Origin of the sequence: Streptomyces sp. TSRI0107, from assembly GCF_001905845.1 — a bacterium.
GTDB lineage: Bacteria > Actinomycetota > Actinomycetes > Streptomycetales > Streptomycetaceae > Streptomyces.
Map to the genome: position 1 here is coordinate 246174 of NZ_LIVZ01000011.1, position 16558 is coordinate 262731.

General features: G+C 69.2%; 8 protein-coding genes. 1 reads left to right on the forward strand and 7 read right to left on the reverse strand.

Annotated elements, in window-relative coordinates:
- Window positions 1-64 precede the first annotated feature (64 nt).
- From AMK31_RS28740 to AMK31_RS28765, 6 genes are all read right to left on the reverse strand, one after another.
- Window positions 65-2080 carry a serine/threonine protein kinase gene (locus tag AMK31_RS28740; protein ID WP_073943582.1) on the reverse strand — a complete coding sequence of 672 codons (2016 nt, stop codon included), beginning with the start codon at window positions 2078-2080 and terminating at the stop codon, window positions 65-67.
- 291 nt (window positions 2081-2371) lie between these two features.
- The gene (locus tag AMK31_RS28745) at window positions 2372-2740 is read right to left on the reverse strand and encodes a hypothetical protein (RefSeq protein ID WP_073943583.1); all 369 of its coding nucleotides are present in this window, start codon (window positions 2738-2740) and stop codon (window positions 2372-2374) included.
- A 207-nt stretch (window positions 2741-2947) separates the two neighbouring features.
- Window positions 2948-3586 (reverse strand): hypothetical protein, encoded by a 639-nt coding sequence (locus tag AMK31_RS28750; protein ID WP_241842743.1) that lies wholly within the window; start codon window positions 3584-3586, stop codon window positions 2948-2950.
- A gap of 215 nt (window positions 3587-3801) precedes the next feature.
- Complete coding sequence (locus AMK31_RS28755) at window positions 3802-4410, reverse strand: hypothetical protein (protein ID WP_073943584.1); 609 nt, start codon at window positions 4408-4410, stop codon at window positions 3802-3804.
- Between the two features lie 37 nt (window positions 4411-4447).
- Window positions 4448-6994: a GmrSD restriction endonuclease domain-containing protein gene (locus AMK31_RS28760; RefSeq protein WP_073943585.1), complete on the reverse strand. Its 2547-nt coding sequence runs from the start codon at window positions 6992-6994 to the stop codon at window positions 4448-4450.
- A 106-nt stretch (window positions 6995-7100) separates the two neighbouring features.
- Window positions 7101-7940 (reverse strand): hypothetical protein, encoded by an 840-nt coding sequence (locus AMK31_RS28765; protein WP_073943586.1) that lies wholly within the window; start codon window positions 7938-7940, stop codon window positions 7101-7103.
- 395 nt (window positions 7941-8335) lie between these two features.
- Between AMK31_RS28765 and AMK31_RS28775 the strand changes: the two genes are divergently transcribed.
- The gene (locus AMK31_RS28775; RefSeq protein WP_241842744.1) at window positions 8336-14158 is read left to right on the forward strand and encodes an AAA domain-containing protein; all 5823 of its coding nucleotides are present in this window, start codon (window positions 8336-8338) and stop codon (window positions 14156-14158) included.
- A gap of 63 nt (window positions 14159-14221) precedes the next feature.
- On the opposite strand, the gene AMK31_RS28780 is transcribed toward AMK31_RS28775, so the two are convergent.
- Complete coding sequence (locus AMK31_RS28780; RefSeq protein WP_073943587.1) at window positions 14222-16393, reverse strand: UvrD-helicase domain-containing protein; 2172 nt, start codon at window positions 16391-16393, stop codon at window positions 14222-14224.
- Between the last annotated feature and the right edge of the window lie 165 nt (window positions 16394-16558).

A 16558-nucleotide genomic window follows, 5' to 3' on the forward strand; every position in this document is an offset into this window, starting at 1 on the left:
CACCTGGATCTCTGAGCACTCGACAAGGTCGAGGGTCAACCCGCAGCTGCGTCCGAGTCTCTCCTCAGGAAGGGCAGTCCGCCCTCGTGGTGGCCGTACCCCAACGGATCATCAGGTAGCCGGATCCGCCGATCTCCGCCACGGCGTAACGGGAGTACGGCCATGCGTCGCCCGCGCTCTCCCGTTCGCTCACCAGGGACCGACATGCCTCGCCGGCGGCCATGTCCGCCCAGGACTCGACCTGCTGTTGGTTCCACTCCAGGTAGTCCGACCAGACGTACATCGCCGAACTGGCCGGGTCGAAGCCCACCTTGATCTGCCCGTTGCCGAGTTCGCGATCGGTGCCGAGGCTCTCGCGCATTCCGTTGGTGCCCTCGATGATCTTTCTTGCGGCACCGTCCGCGACCCGGATCTCGGCGCTGTCGGTGCTGGGGATCATCGCCTGCCCGAGGCCGTCCTCGTCCGGCTGCCAGTCCTGCGTGGCGGCGCCCGAGTCCTGCCCGGTGCCGCTGTCAGCGGCCGACTGGCACCGGGTGTTGGTGACGAAGTCGTCCCGCCACGTCACCTGGGGAGCGCGGCCCGTCTCCTCCTTGACCATGACGTACTTGCGGTACGGAAGATCCGGGTGCAGGCGGAGAGCGACATCCCGAACCGCCAGACACATGTTCCTGGCGATCTCCGTCTCGGCGTACATCGCCCCCTGCTCGTCCGAGGTCAGCGTGTAGGAGAGGTAGATCTCGCGGCGCGACTCGTGGAACCGCACGGTCTTCGGGGCGAAGTCGGCACCGTCGCTCAGATCCTGGGCGAGGACGCCTTCGTCGTGCAGGACTGCGCGTGCCACGTCGTGCTCGCCCGCGCCCTGCGCCGCTCGTGTCTGGGCCCAGCTTTCCGCAGTCGCCGAACCGCCGCTGGTGGTCTGCTGTTTCGCCGCCGTGTCGCCGCTCGCGGTGTTCGCGGAGGGCTGCCCGGAGCTGGCCGAGGTGAGAGGTGTGGCCGACGTTGTGGGCGAGGCCGTGTGCCGGCCGTTCCCGGTGTTCCCGGGCAGCAGCGCTGCCATTCCTCCGGCCAGGCCGCCGATGACGCCCGCGGCCAGGACGACCGCGCCGACCAGTTGCTTCTTCGAGCGGCTGCGACCTGCGGGCAGGTGCCATGTCGGGTCGTACCCGGCCGGTACGTCCCAGACGGCCGCGACCATATCCACCGCCGTGGGCGGCATCGCGTCGGCACCCACCACCTGGGTGACCTGGGCGGCCAGCAGGGCGGTGCACTCCTGGGCGGCCTCGGCGGCCGAGGGACGGTCACCCGGGTCCTGAGTCAGCGCCTTCTCCACGATGCCGCGCAGTGGCCCGGGGACACCGTCCAGATCCGCCTCGCCCGACATCACCCGGAAGGCCACCACGTCGGGCGCGCCGGTCCCGAATGGCAGCCGTCCGGTGGCGGCGTAGGCCACGAGCGCTCCCCACGCGAACATGTCACCCGCCGGGCCGGCGGTTCCCTGGCGGTACTGCTCGGGGCTGATCCAGCCGGGGGTGCCCGTCATCACCCCGGTACGAGTGACGCTGGTGCCGTCGGCGGCGTGGGCGATACCGAAGTCCAGCACGCGGGGGCCGACGGGGGTGAGGAGGATGTTCTGCGGTTTCACGTCGCGGTGCACCACGCCGGCGGCGTGAATCTCGGCCAGCGCCCGTGCCGTGGCGGACGCGAAGGCGTACAGGCTTGCCTCCGTCAGCGGTCCGTGGGTGGTCACGTGCTGGTTCAGAGTCGGCCCGGGAACGTAGGCAGTGGCCAGCCACGGCGTCTCCGAGTCCGGGTCGGCGGCGAGCAGGGGGACGAGGTGCGCACCGGTGACGCGCGACGACAGCTCGACCTCGCGCCTGAAGCGCGCACGGAATTCCGGGTCCTGGGCCTGCTCCGGGTGGATCACCTTCACCGCCACGCGCATTCCGTCGGAGGTGACTCCTGCGTGGACGGTGCCCATGCCTCCGGCGCCGAGGCGGCCGACGATGCGGTAGGGGCCTATGCGGGAGGGGTCGCCGGGGCGGGCCGGCTGGACTCTTCCGCCGGAGCCAATTGCGCTCACGAGTACTTCCTTGAACTGAGAGGGCGCCTGAACAGAGAGGCGTGTGACAAGGGGAGATGAGTCAGGAGGGCGAAGGCATCGGGCGAGCAGACCTATCAGGCGTGTACGGTTCGGCTGTGGCGAGCAGCCGTGCCGTGATGCTCCGAGCGGGTGGCACAAGCCCCGGCGGGCAGCCGTCCTCTTCCAGCGGTACTGGGGTGACTCGGCAGCGCGCGACCGCCGTGGCGGTCTCACTAGAACTAGAGTGCTATACGGGGCGAAACCCGCTCAGGTGTGCTGACGCAGACGGCGTCAACGGTCGGCGTAATGCTTCGCCAGATCCTTCAACTCGTTGATCCAGATCTCTGTGTCGTCGCCGGGGCGTTGATACGGGGCACGGCGGGCCAGTTTGAAGAAGCCCGCGGACGGCACGCTTGTCTCCTTCAGCACCACGAGGGCTGACAGCAGGGGCAGCGATCCGTCCGGACTTCCCTGAGCGGAGGCGTCCTCCAGCAGGTAGGGCATCGGTCCCTCGTGGGGTGGAACGTGATGGCCGAGCTGCGCCAGTTCGATGCTCAGTTGGCCGTACTGCAGAGGTTTCGCCCCTTGGCGCGCCCGATCGCGCAGAATCTCGACCAGAGCGTCCAAAGCCCGTTCGTACTCGACACTGCCCTTCCGCATCAGCGGTCCCCTCCCCAGCTGCCGGTTTCGTGCGAGGCGAGCCTATGCCTTTGTGTGCCAATCGACAGCCCCGGGTGTCCATCTCTGAAGAAAACGTTGTGAACTTAGTGCATGTGCCACAGGCTGACGGTTCCTCTGCCACCTGTAGCCGCCGTCCGGCGCCGCACCCCGAGCGTCAGGCGCGGCACCGCCCCCTAAGCCGGTCGATCAGATGCCGGAGAAGCCGGGGGCCCAGGTGAGTCGCAGGCCGACGCTGTCCGCAAGTGCCGCCCACCGGGCATCAGAAGGGGGTTTCTCCAGCACAAGGATCGGACGTATGACGGTGCTGGGGAACGCGGTCCGTAGCTGGTGGGTGTAGTCGAGGATCTGGCCGATGCCCAAGCGGATCTGCTGGTCTTCACGTGCCCCGGTCAGGCTCTTGATCTCGGCGACGAACACCTCCTCACCGCGTGACCAGCCGGCGTCGAACTCCGGAGCGCCCGGAGCGTACGTACATGCTTCGATGTCCTGGCGCGACAGGTGCGCGATGAGCGCGCCGATTGTCGCCTCGTGCGCGGTCGTCGCCTGGTCGAGGCGGCTGAGGTCCAGCGTGAGATCACCGGACAGTCGTCGGCCCGTCCGTCTCACTTGGAGGGGGCGGCCGAGAATGCGGCCCTCGGCCGTAGCAGCTGCGACGGGACGAACGCGTCCGGCGCCTGCCCTTTTTAACTCCAGGCACGGCGCGGGACGCCCCTTGAGCAGCTTCGAGAAGCCGTCTGCGTCCACGACACAGACGTGCCGCCCCCGGCTGCGCTCGGCCTCGGCGTCCACGAGCGTACTGCTGTAGGCGCGACGGTCGTCGGTCACGACCTTGCTGGCCAGATCGCCGTAGACAACCAGGGTGACCTTCCGTGAGAAGTCCGTCTTGGGAATCGCTCCGTGTTGTCCTGCTCTCTTGGCGCAGTCCGTTCTGACCGTCCACGCGCCGTCGACGAGAACACGGCCCGTGAAGCAGATGGTCTGGCCCCTGAGTCCGCGAACTGCTCCTGTGCATGATCGGCCTGGCAAAGCTGCCCCCTCCCTCAGGCGTCGTCCGGCGACAGCCAGCCGATGTGCCGCAGCACGGGCACGATCCGGAAGCAGACGAAGGCGACCACCGGTGTCTCGTCATCCGCGGCGGGAAAGAACAAGGCGTGCTGAAGCGACTTCTCGTTCTGTGGGTTGTTCAGGTCCACCAGAGGTAGATCGGGCCGGTCGAACGCGCTTTCCAGCCTGACCCCCTCTCGGGCGGTCAGCTCTCTGAGATGGCGCAGCCCCACTTGGTCCGCCAGATCGGCTGTCGTCAGCGACTTCTTGATCCGTGGCCTGTCATGCGTGTCGACGTACGTTGGGAACACCATGACGCGCCGTTCCCCATGCTTCGCGCCGGCGGAGATTCCCGAGCGCAGCCTGTTGTGCAGGTTGGAGAGGGCGGCGGGCATCTCCGGGACGACCGTGGGCTTGTAGAGCACCAGATCCCGCTCGCCGGTCACCCAATGGTTGTCGTGTACCGTCAGCGTGGGCTGCCCGGGGAGCCGTAGCTCCCACTCGATGGCGCTCGCTCGGGACATCACGCCGGAACAAGTCGTGCCTGTCTTGTCTCTGCGTGTTCCGTCGTCGCGAACCAGTACCAGGTCGGTCAAAAGCTGCACGAGTCATCTCCCCCTTTTTCGACATGTCCGACCGCATTCAGTCCCGCCGTGCCAGATCCAGCGCCACCACCCCCACGAACCAGTCCAGCACCTCGCAGATCTCCTCACCGTGCTCCGCGAAGACACTCACCGGGAAGGACGGACGCAGCTCCAGCTTGGCCTCGGGCAGGTCGATGCCGTCGATCTTGTTCAGGCGGTTCAGCAACTCCCGGCGCTGCTCCGTGTCGTCGAAGGGGGCGCGGGACTTCAGGTACTGGAAGACCACCTCGACCGTGCCGCTCACGGGGTAGATCCCGACCGGCCAGAGCAGGTGCGGGCCACGGCTCGTCCCGGCGTCCAGCATCGGGAAGCAACTGGTCTCCTCGTACCGGCCGTAGCTGACGTAACCGCCCTGCCGGCGCCAGAAGTCGAGGGCCGCGATGACACCGGGATGCGCGTCCGGCCAGTGTTCCTGCAACTGCGCCCGGAAGCGCTCGGCCGCCGCCGAATCCTCCCCCTCGGGAAGCGGATCGTGCGAGACCTGCTGAGTGACGTCCTTTCCCAGCAAGGTGGCCAGTTCCGCGGCGGTCAGGCGTTGCGAGCGGTGTGCCCGGCCCCAAGAGTCGAAGCGCACTCCCTCGCTGGTAAGAAGCTCCTGCGGCGGCTGCCGGTCGTCGCCGTCCGCCCAGCGGAAGGAAGGTGAGATCTTGCCCTCCGCGGTGAGAACCCGGTAGGCACCGATCACCGTCGGGTTGGCACCCAGGTAGGCGCCGACAGCCACCGGGTGACTGCCGATCAGCTCGGCGACGTCGCCGTACGTCGTCCATGTGCCGCTCGGCATCGCCACCAGCGCGGCCCGCAGCTCGGCCCAGCCCGGAGACTCCTCACCGGCCGGCTTGACCCCGCCGATGGGACCGGGCCACAGCTCCACCGCGCGCTCGGCCAGACGGTCCGCCCGCGCCAGGATCTCCGCCTTGCCCCAGCGCTGTGCCGAGGCGATCTCCAGGTTCATGCGCAGGGCGCTGGAGTCGAGGATCTGCTGCTTGCGTTCGAAGGGGTGATTGGACAGCTTGGCGTTGTCACCGGTCAGCGTCAGGTTGCCCAGTGTGTGTACCAGCAGGTCGTGCAGTTCCTGCGGAGTCTGGTTCGGCTCGGTCTCCTCGGCGAGCAGGTCGAACCACGCCGGAGCGGGGCGCTGCGGGAGTACGTGCTCCACACTGAGAGAGGCCTTTGCGAAGTCCACGGGCTCGGAGGCACGGTAACTCTCCTCCAGGCGGCGCAGGATGTAGCTGCGCTGCGGAGGGCGCCCGCTCCAGTAGAACGGCTTGGTGCGGATCGCCTCGCGCAGTTCCTCGTCGCTCGGCCAGCGACGGCGACGGCCGGACAGGAAGCGCCGTACCGCCTCGGCAGCCGGCCGATCGGTCTCCAGCTCCTTCGGTGCCTCCATGAAGATCCGGTTGAGGCCGGTCGTCGGCGTCTGGCAGATCAGGCGTCGTACCAGGTAGGACTCGACGTAGCCCAGCGCTTGCGCCGCGTCGTCGGGCGTCGTACTGCCCGCCGCGACAAGATCCAGCAGGTGCAGCGCGAGCGGGTAGTGGGTCTGGCCACCCCAGGAGGCCAGGCGCTCCAGAACCGCGCGGAGGGCGGGGGACTGCTCGCGCGCGGGGTCGACGATGCGGAGGAGCCTCCCGGCCCGCTCGGCCAGCTGCTCGATCTCGTGCTGCAGCGCGTCCTCGTCACCGGCCAGCGGCTGAAGCCGTTTCTGCTGCTCGCGGTAGATCTCGCTCTGCTTGGTCTTGTAGTGGCCGCGCACCACCAGGTCGAGCCAGACCAGCAGTTCGAGGTTCTTCGGGCCGAGGCTCTGCTGCATGGGCAGCCACAGTTCCTGGTAGATCCGCTCGCCTCGCCTGGGCAGCAGCATGAAAACGTAGTTGCGCAACAGGTCGCTCTGACTGAGCCCGACACCCGTGTTGTTGATCGACTCGAAGATCCGGTAGACGTTGTCTCCGGACTCGGCGGTGATCTCCACGATGGACAGCAGATCCTTGAGGACCGTCTCGACCGTGGCGGCCCACCGCTCGTCGCCCGTCTCGTGGCCCTCGGCCAGCGCACCGCGGAAGAACCGGTAGGCAGCCCCGATGTTGTCGCCGCCGCCGGCGTCGGCCCGGGACTGGACACAGGCGGTGTACGCCTCACGGTCCGCCTGCGTGGGCAGCAACCGGTAGTGGTCCGCCCCCTCGTGGAACTCGTTGACCAATATCTGGCGGTGCACCCGGTCCACCCCGCGCGCGTCACCGGTCTCCTTCAGATGGTCGCGCAGCGCCGCGAAGGCCAGCATCAGCGTGGTCAGCCGCTGCTGTCCGTCCACCACCAGCCACCGCTGCACCCCGCCCGCCTGGATCTGGCCCGGTGCGAGCACCACCGAGCCGAGGAAGTGCGGAGCCGCCGTCTCACCGGCCAGCTGCTGCTCGACGAGTTCCCCGACGTCCTCCCACAGCCGCTGGAGCTGCTCCCTGCCCCAGCTGTACGTGCGCTGGTAGAGCGGCACCTGGAACTGCTTGTCCCCTTGGACGAGCTTGAGGAAGGTGATTTCCTGGGCGCGCATGCGCCTCCTTTCCTACGGGGGCATCCCTGCCGGGTGCACGGGCCTGGCACGTCCATGCGTGGTGTTTCAGGGCTAGGGGGCGGCTGTCCGTTGAATCTATGCCTTTTCAGGCCTTGTTGTCCGCCGATGTCAGGACTGACCGGCTGGAGATGCGCGGCATCGTCTCGTTGGGGGAGCGGCGCAGCAACTTGATGCTGCGGCCCTCGACCCACGCGTTCCACGCCTTGAGGTAGTAGAGCAGGTGCTCGCGCGAGTCGTCACGGCGCCGATGTGCGTTGCCGAGGGCCAGGTTGAGCATGGTGTTGCGCAGCGTGAGGCGCGGGTCGCCCGGCTCCAGGCGTGCGCCGGTGACGACCCCTTCCTCCCAGGCGGACTGGTCGATGTCGGGTCGGGCCTCGGTGGTGACGTACCAGCCGATCGTCGCGGCTGTGACCGTGATGCGGCACCCGCGGTTCAACGCGATGCCGTGCTGCAGGGCGTCGCGAATGCCGGGGTGCTTGCCGAGCAGGTCCAGGAGCTGGTCGTTGCTGGTGACCGACGATCCCCCGCTCCACGAGGAGTTGGGAGCGTTGCGGTAGAGGTGCAGTCCCCGCAGGGCGGCCGCCAGATGGGTCGCGTTGGTCTCGCCCGCGAGGGCGAGCGCGTCGCGGCCGGTGCGCTTGCGGCCGGTGTCCATCACGGTGAACGCCGTGCGCGGCACGCCGTGCGTGACGGTCAGCTGCACGGTGACGCCCGCCTTGACGATGGCCGCCAGGCGGTGCTGTCCGTCGATGAGAACGCCGTCCTCGTCGAAGGCGATACCTTGATGAGTCAACTGCCATTCACCGCGCTGGATCTGGCCGGCCAACTGCTGCACCGTGCCCTTGCTGAGCGGCCGGTTGCTGGTGTTGCGGGTGAGCCACTCCGCCGCCAACTGGGGCGACACGTCGACCACTTGCATGTGCATGCGCGATTACCTTCCTCCAGGAACGGCGCCGCGGTTACTGCATGGGTGACGCCATGAGGATCCTGCCGTGCTCGTGTGAACTGAGTCAATGGCTATCCTTCAGTTGGCGTGACCTCTATGGTGATGTCTGAGGCTGCTTCGAGGCGCTGCTTGATCACTCATCAGCACTGTTGTGTGCCTGCGGGGTGTCAGAGTGGGGCGAGTGTCAGAGCTTGCTGATACGCTCGCTGCGTGTGCTCAGTTCACACTCAAGTCAGCGCGCCGGGGGGCGCCTTGTGGCCGACTTGGGGTGGCCGGGCGATGTCACTGAACGGGGCACAAGATGGCCCCTCAGCACCAGTGGGGTGGGGCGTGTGAGTCAGGATGAGAACAGGCTGAGCGGCGGTTCGCGGCCGGTGGGTTCCGTTTACCAATACGACGACGGTCTGTACGTACGGGTGGACGAAGTCATGCCGTACGAACTGGCCGACGCCGACGACAGTCATGGTTACCGGCCGGGCGATGACCTGGTGCGCTGCACCCTGCACCTGAGCAACGGCACCGGGCGGCCCGTGGACATGGACGGCATCACTCTGCTGGTGCGGGGTGGGCCGTACGGCAAGACGGGCCGTCAGGTGCAGGACTACCGCAGTGACGTGCTCGACGACGAGTTGGAGGGCACCCTGCGCATGGGACGCAGGGCCTCCGCGACGTGGGCCTATAGCATTCCGGCCGGCACCGCCGGCGATCTGGACATCGAGGTCCGTTTCCGGGGCGCGCACGACCGGGAGAGCGTCGCCTTCACCACCGCAGCGACCGCCGTGCCGACCTCCCTTGGCACCGGAGCGGCGTCCTTGTTCGTGGACGGGGGCTCGGCGGCCCAGCCCGTGGGTGACCTGGGCGGCCCGGTCGGCGGAGCCGGGCAGCACCACACCGGCCGTGCCACGCTCGACGCCGTCCCGGCCCAGTCGGCCGGTCCCCGGCGGCAGGCCACGCAGTCACACGCTCCGCAGCTGTCCGCCGACGAGCTCGACGCCACACGCGTGCGGCAGATCTTCCGGTTCCTCGCCGAGGCGGAGGAGTCGAAGACGCGCCCCGTGCGCACGCTCGACGGTGCGGCCGGCACCGTGTGGTTCGACGAACTGCCGGACGACGACGGCGTCGACGTGATGATCGACGGCGTGCTCGGCACCGACGAACCGGCCTGGCTGACCGTCGCCCGCCCCGAACGCGAGGACGCGCCACACCCCAGAGCCCTGCTCGCCCCCTGGGTCGACGAGAGCCGCATCCGCGACTTCAAGCAGACCCACGCCCCGCACCTGCGTCGACGCATCGATCCCGAGTTTCCCGACTGGTCGCAGGGCATCCCGCTCGACAAGACCTACCACGAGCTGGACGATCACCCCCAGCGGGAGAAAATCGAGAAGCTGTACTCCGCGTGGGAACAGGAATGGCTCGCCTGGGCGGAGCGGCGCCGCGCGATCGACCCCCTCGTCAGGCTGTACGACCGGCTGCACAAGATGCACGAGGACGCCGCCAACCTCGGTGAGGCCTACGAACTCGTGCTCGGCCTGGGACGGCTGACCTGGCAGACGCCCTCGGGGCAGCGGGTCGAACGGCACCTCGTCACCCACCGGGCCACTCTCCGGCTCGACCCGTCCACCGGCACGCTCACCGCCGCCCCGGACCCGACCGGTGCCGGCCTTGAACTCGAAGAGGGCATGCTCGAAGGAGCCCAGCACGTGCCGGGCCCCGTACGGGAGAAGATCGTCGAGGTGCTGGAAGGTGCCTCGGACGTGACGGATCCCGCACACCTCGACGCCGTGCACACCGCCCTGCGCAGCTGGGTCAACGCCGCACACAGCGCCGGCAGCTACGCACCGACCGTGGAGCGTGCCAAGCCGCGCAGCCTCGACATCCCGCAGGTGGGACTCACCCCCGCACTCGTCCTGCGTGAGCGCAGCCGCCGCTCGACCATGGACGCGCTCAAGGCCATCGCCCGGCAGATCGATGCGGGCACCCCGCCCACCGAACTGCTCGGCTACATCGCCGGCCGGGACGGTGCGCTCACCGCGGCGGACCTCGCGGCGGCGGAGGACGGCACGGTCAACGAGAGCGACGAGATGTACTTCGCGCTGCCTGCGAACGAGGAACAGCGCACGATCGCCGAACGTCTGCGCGCCAACCGGCTCGTCGTCGTCCAGGGCCCGCCCGGCACCGGCAAGACGCACACCATCGCCAACCTGGTCACGGACCTGCTCGCCCAGGGCAAGCGGGTCCTCATCACCAGCCACACACCACGCGCCCTGCGCGTGCTGCGGGACAAGCTGCCGGAGTCCATCCGCGACCTGTGTGTGAGCCGAACCGAGGACGGCGCCGCGGCCCAGCGGGAGCTGGAGGCGTCCGTGCACAGGATCCTCAGCGAGTACGCAGGTTACGACGAGAAGGCCTCCCGGAAGGCGATCAAGGCCCTACAGGCACGCCTCGCCAAGGCCCGCGCCGCCCAGCAGGCCATGCTGCGCGACCTCGCGGTGCTGCGCGAGCAGGAGACCCACCGCTTCGATGCGCAGATCGGCGACTACAGCGGCAGCCTCCAGGAGATCGCCGAGCGCCTCACCGCGGAGGCGGAACGACACGACTGGCTCGGCCCGGTCCCGCAGGAGCAGCCTACCCTGAGCGCTGGCGAGGCTCTGCGGCTGCTGCACACCACCCGTGCGTACACCCCACATCACCAGGCCTTGGCCGCCGAAGTGCCCGGACCCTCCGAACTGCCGGGCCCCGGTGACTTCGAGGAGGCCGTGCGGGTCGTACGGTCGGCCGAGGAAGCGCACGCTGCCGCGCGCCAGGATCCCCTGTGCGCTGAGTACGACACGGCCGTCAGGAGCCTGAGCGAGACGGAACAGCAGCGGCTGTCCTCCACCCTCGATGCTTTCTCTGCCGCACGCGCCCGTGCCGCGTCCCTCGCCGCACCGGCGGGCGACTGGGCAACAGCGCTCCTGAAGCAGGTGACCGAGGGCCAGGACTGGCAGGCACGCAGCCGCCGGGCCGCTGTCACCGAAGCCCTTGCAGCCGTCGACGCCTCGCTCGCCACGCTGGGTACGGCCATGGTCAGCGGCCTGGAGCAGTACGACCCGGCCACAGCGCTCGCCCAGGTCACCGCCCTGCACGACGGACTCGGCCAGGGCCAGAAGCTGCGCGGGCCCCTCGGCATGCGCTCCAAGCTGGCGAAAACGGTCGGCGCCTTCGTGGATGCCGTACGGGTCGACGGACGGACCCCGGAGGACGTCGCGACGGCTGCCGTCATCCTCGCCCGCGTCCAGCTCGAACTGCGTCTTGTACAGGTGGAGTCCGAGTGGGGCACTCCCGTCGCCGCCTGGCAGGGGCACGGGCCGCGCCTCGCACGGCTGCGTCAGGACGCGGAGGTGCTCGACGCGCTGCTCGCCGTCGCTGCCGCGCGTACCGACGTGCTGACCGCCGCGGCCACCTCGCCGGCACTCGCCGTCGCCACCTGGCATGACGCGTCCGTCGAGACCGCCGTACGCAGTCTGCTGCGCGCGGCGACCACGCTGCGTGCGGCCGAAGAGTCCCGCAAGGTCATCGCGGGCACAGAGGAACTGCTGCGGGCCTGGAGCGACCGGCCCGGTGTCGCACCCGCGGTCGTCCGCGCAGGCGAGGCCGTGCGCGGCTGGGATCCCGATGGCTATCGCTCGTTCAGTGACGAGATGGCCGAGGTGCGTGAGGCCGCCCGGCTGCGGGCCGAACAGGACGCGGCGCTCACCCGTGTCCGCGAGGCCTTCCCGGCCCTCGCCGAGCGCATCACCGACACACACGAGGACACCGCCTGGGACACCAGGCTGCACGCCCTCGCCGAGGCCTGGGCCTGGTCCGCGTGGCGCGAACGCATGGAACGACTCACCGACCCCGAGGCCGAGCGCACCCTGCGCAAGCGTCTGACCGAGGCCGACGACGAAGCCCGCATCATGCTCGCCCGACTTGCCGCCGCCCGCGCCTGGCACCGCTGCCTCGGCCTGCTCACCGGCGACCAGTCCCGGGCGCTGAGCGCCTACCAGCAGGCCGCCCGGCGTATCAAGGGCAAGTACCAGCACCGTTACCGGCGCGACGCGCAAGCCGCCCTTCGCAAAGCGCAGACAGCGGTGCCGGCCTGGATCATGCCGTTGCACCAGGTCGCCGAGACGGTGCCCATGGACCGGCCCGGCATGTTCGACGTCGTCATCGTCGACGAGGCCAGCCAGTCGGGCCTGGAGGCCATGCTGCTGAGCTGGCTCGCCGACCGGATGGTCGTCGTCGGCGACAGCAAGCAGGTCAGCCCGTCCAACGTCGGCCTCAAGCAGGACGAGTACTTCCACCTCAGAGATCGCCTGCTCACCGCGCTGGAGCCGGACATCCGCAGCCTGTTCGGCCCCGAGTCCAGCTTCTTCGACCTCACCGAGGCGCTGTCGGCGGGCCGCGGCACGCTCATGCTCAAGGAGCACTTCCGGTGCATGCCGGAGATCATCTCGTTCTCCAACGACCTCTGCTACAACCGTGATCTGCTGCCCCTGCGGCAGTACGGTGCCGACCGGCTGCCCCCGGTCCGCACGGTGCACATCGAGCATGGTGAAGCAATCGGCGCCAACTCCCGGCTGACCAATCCGACCGAGGCCGAGGCCCTCGTCGACGCGATCGTGCGCTGCTGCGCCGACCCCGCCTACGACGGGAAGACCATGGGCGTCATCAGCCTGCGCGCCAGCAAGGGGCATCTGACGGAGTTGGAGAACCTGCTCGCCGAGCGTCTCGACTACGAGCAGCGCGAGGAGCGGCGTATCCGGGTCGGCGACGCCGAGGACTTCCAGGGCGACGAGCGGCACGTCATGTTCGTCTCCTTCGTCAACTCGCCGTCCACCGCTGCCGGATCGGTCCCGGGCGGCTTCAACGGCAAGACCTACGAGCAGCGGATCAACGTGGCGGCCTCCCGCGCCCAGGACCAGGTGTGGGTGTTCCACAGCGCGCGCGTCGAGCAGTTCCACGAGAACGACCTGCGCCGGCGGTGGCTCGACCACCTGACCCGGCCCGCGGAGGACGAGACCACCGCGGTCGAGGGCGAGGTCCTGCCCGATGTCAGGCACGAAGCGTTCGACAGCCTGTTCCAGCAGAAGGTGTACCTGGAACTGACGGCGCGGGGCTATCGGGTCCGTCCGGGATACAAGGTGGGTCGCCACACCCTCGACCTGGTCGTGGAGGGCGGGACCCGCCGGCTCGCGGTCGCCTGTGACGGTGACGCCTTCGCCGAGGGTGAGGACGCCTCCACCGCGGCGGCCAGACAGCGTGACCTGGAACGCGTCGACTGGACGTTCGTCCGGATCCGGGGCAGCCGGTTCCACCTCGACCGTGAGCAGGCGCTGGCGCCGCTCTGGGCCGAGCTGGAACGCCTGGGCATTGAACCGGTGCGGGAGGAGGCGGAGGAGCCGGGCACCGCAGGCGACATCGAGCGCACGGGTACGGAGCCAGCCGCTGAGGGCGTGGCGGCCGAGCGGTGGAGCGAACAGGGCGAGGAAAGGGGCGGCATCGAGGCGGTGACTGCAACTGCCGCCGTCCCTGAGGCGGTGACCGCGCCGAAGCCCGCCGATCCGCGCGACTCGCTGCTTGGGCCGACGCGGGAGCCGAAGTCCGCCGCGGGGAATCCGCGTACGGTGCCTTCGGAGAGTCGAGCCACCGCCGGACCTTCCGCCGGCCCGGCCCGGCCGGCGCAGCCCGAGGCGGCACCGACCGTCGCGCGGGGCTCGATGCCGGTCCGGGAGATCCCTGCAGCGGCCTTCCAGCGGCTGGTCCGCGAGGTGCAGCAGCTGCAGGCCGCCCTCGACGCTCCCGAGGAGACACCCAGCGGCGCGGATGCGGCACAGCTCGTCTTTCTCAGGAAGAGCCAGGCCGACCGGCGTGACCGGCGCACAAAGCGCCTCGCTTTCCTGCGTACGTTCCTCGACGCCGTTGGCGTCGGGCGGGAACCGGTAGTCCCGGACGTCGTGATCCCGGGCGCGCTGCTGGTCCTGGAGTTCGACGGCGAGATCGACGAAGACACCCTGTACACCGTCGCCGAACTGCCCACCGAGGAGGCGGACATCGTCTCTCCGTCGTCTCCCCTCGGGCATGCGCTGATGTGGCAGCCCGCCGGACGCGAGGTCTCGTACGACGCCTCGCAGGGTAAGAAGCGCACGGTCGTCGTCCGGCAGATCCGCATCTGAACATGGCGGCAACCGGCCCTGTCACGCGTACCGCACGGTCCAGGTGACAGGGCCCGGCGTGCCTCAGCCGGCGACCGGGTCCAGCAGGCGGCTCCGCTCACCGCTCCAGGAGATCGCCAGCGCGTCACGCGCCCGCGTACAGGCAACGAAGAGCAGGCAGTGTTCGGCCAGCAGGTCCGAGCGGTTTTGCACGGCGTCCTCGTCGGCGGGCGTCACCTGCGGAGCGAAGGGAAGCACGCTCGACGTCACGCCCACGACGGCCACACAGCGGAACTCCAGTCCCTTCATCGCGTGCATCGTCGCCACGCGCACACCCGACACCTCGGGCCCCGGGTCGTCCTTGACCGCGACCGCCGGGACGCCATCCCGGCGCAGCCGCGCTATGACGGCGTCGACCAGCGTATTGAACCGGGCGCACACCGCCACCTCGGACGGCTTGACCCCGTCCTGGTCCACCCAGACCCTGATCTGTTCCGCCAGTGCGCGCAGCTCGTCGTCCTGGCTGGCGTGGCCCCGTGCCACCGGTATGCGGCCGTGCAACTCGGACCGGTAGCCCCGCAGCGAGTCCTGGCCGCACTCATCGTCGTCGTCCTCACCGAGCCGGCCCACCGGCTGACCGTCCAGCAGCGATGCCGACCAGCGCAGGATCTCCTCCGTACTGCGGTAATTGACGCGCAGCCGGGACGTGCGCCCACGCACATTGATGCCCAGCGAGCGAAGCGAGACCCGGGAGTCATAGATGCGCTGGTGGGGATCGCCGACGAGGAACAGGTCGTCTGCCTGCTCGGCGACACAGGCGCGCAGCACCCGCCACTGAGCCGGGTGCAGGTCCTGCGCCTCGTCCACCACGACGTGACGGTAGCGCGGCCCCTTCTCGGCCAGAATCCGGGCGGCCTGATCGCAGAGCATGGTGTAGGTCGCCGAGTCACGCGAGGCGAGATCTCCCGTGAACCGTTCCATGACCCGCCACAGCCGCGCCCGCTGCACGCGTCCCACCTGCGTGCCGCGTCCCCTGCGCACACACCGCAGGTACTCCTCGGGAGTGCGCAACCCCTGAGCGAGGACGACGTTGCGGAACTCCTGGGACAGGAAGCGCTCCGACCAGGGCAGGTCCTCGCGTGCGGTGGCACGGGTCCAGGCGCTCTTCTCGGCTGCCGCCGACAACGGCTTCGGTGAGCTGCCCCGCGCCTCCCGTATGATCCGGGCGGCCAGCGAGTCCACCGTCGTGACGTCGACCCGGTCGAGCAGGTGGGCGTCGGTGTCGCCGAGCAGGAGGGCCAGGCTGTCGCGCAGGGCGGCTGCCATGGCGTTGGTGAAGGTGGTGAGCAGGATCCGGTCGCCCTCGTGCCCGGTGCGCAGCAGACGCCGCACCCGGTGCAGCGCGACGACGGTCTTGCCGGTGCCGGGACCACCCGTCACCTGGGCCGGTCCGTTGAAGCCGGGGTGGTAGGCGTACCGGCGCTGGGCGGGGTGCAGGAAGACGCGCCAGCGGGTGAAGTCCTCGGTGAGAATCCTCTCCAGCTCACCGGGGCCGGTGACCTCCACCATGTGGTTGGACGTGTTGAGGATTGCCTCGCTGAGGGTGACGGCCGGCCGGTCCTCGGCCGTCCGTACCGTCTGCCCGCGCGGAGCGATCAGCTGCTCCCAGACGTCCTCGGTGGAGTAGTCGGCCGCCAGGTACTCCAGCACCTCGTACTGGTCGGCGGGCATCATGGGCGGCGCCATGACCGTCAGGTCGTCAGCCGTGACGCACACGCGCGCCAGCCGCAGGACCTGCTCGTCGATGCCCAAGTCACGCAGCACGGTGTCGGAGTGCCGGGCGAAAAGACGCGTCGGGGTCTCGACCGCCTTGGTCTCGAAGTAGGTCTCCATCTGTTCGAGGGCCTCGACATTGCGGACCTCCAGACCGCCGGTGGCGCCGTTGACCGAGTAGGCGCGCTTGCAGGCCCAGCTGATCGCCTCGTCGTGCGGAGCGACCCGCAGCAGCGTGTACAGCTCGCTGCCGTCGTCCGGTGCGAGGAGAACCCCCCGGTAGAACCTGGTGATTCGGATGGTGCGGATCCGGGGGTCGCGTGCCCTTTCGAGCTTCTCCAGATGCATCCCCTTGCTGGCGTGCAGCTGAGGCACGGTCAGGCTCCGGAACATCTGGATGGCGTCGTTGACCTCTTTCTGGACCGGTCTCTGCAAGGAGATCAGGTCCGCGACGAATTCGTCGGAGAGGGCGAGACGGGGCATGGGCGTCCTCGGGTCGGGCGGCGGCGGGCGAGCACCAGATTAGAGACTGATCAGGATGTCGCGGGATGGAGATCACGAGAATCATTGTGTGAACTCAGTCAACGCACTATATTTCTGGTGTCTGTCACCCCATCGGCGCACGCCCGTGCTCCGACGGACCTGTCC

What these genes read in the sequence shown, in the direction of transcription:
- AMK31_RS28745 (WP_073943583.1), bottom strand. Translation starts at nt 2,740, where the DNA reads ATGCGGAAGGGCAGTGTCGAGTACGAACGGGCTTTGGACGCTCTGGTC.
- AMK31_RS28760 (WP_073943585.1), bottom strand. Translation starts at nt 6,994, where the DNA reads ATGCGCGCCCAGGAAATCACCTTCCTCAAGCTCGTCCAAGGGGACAAG.
- AMK31_RS28765 (WP_073943586.1), bottom strand. Translation starts at nt 7,940, where the DNA reads ATGCACATGCAAGTGGTCGACGTGTCGCCCCAGTTGGCGGCGGAGTGG.
- AMK31_RS28780 (WP_073943587.1), bottom strand. Translation starts at nt 16,393, where the DNA reads ATGCCCCGTCTCGCCCTCTCCGACGAATTCGTCGCGGACCTGATCTCC.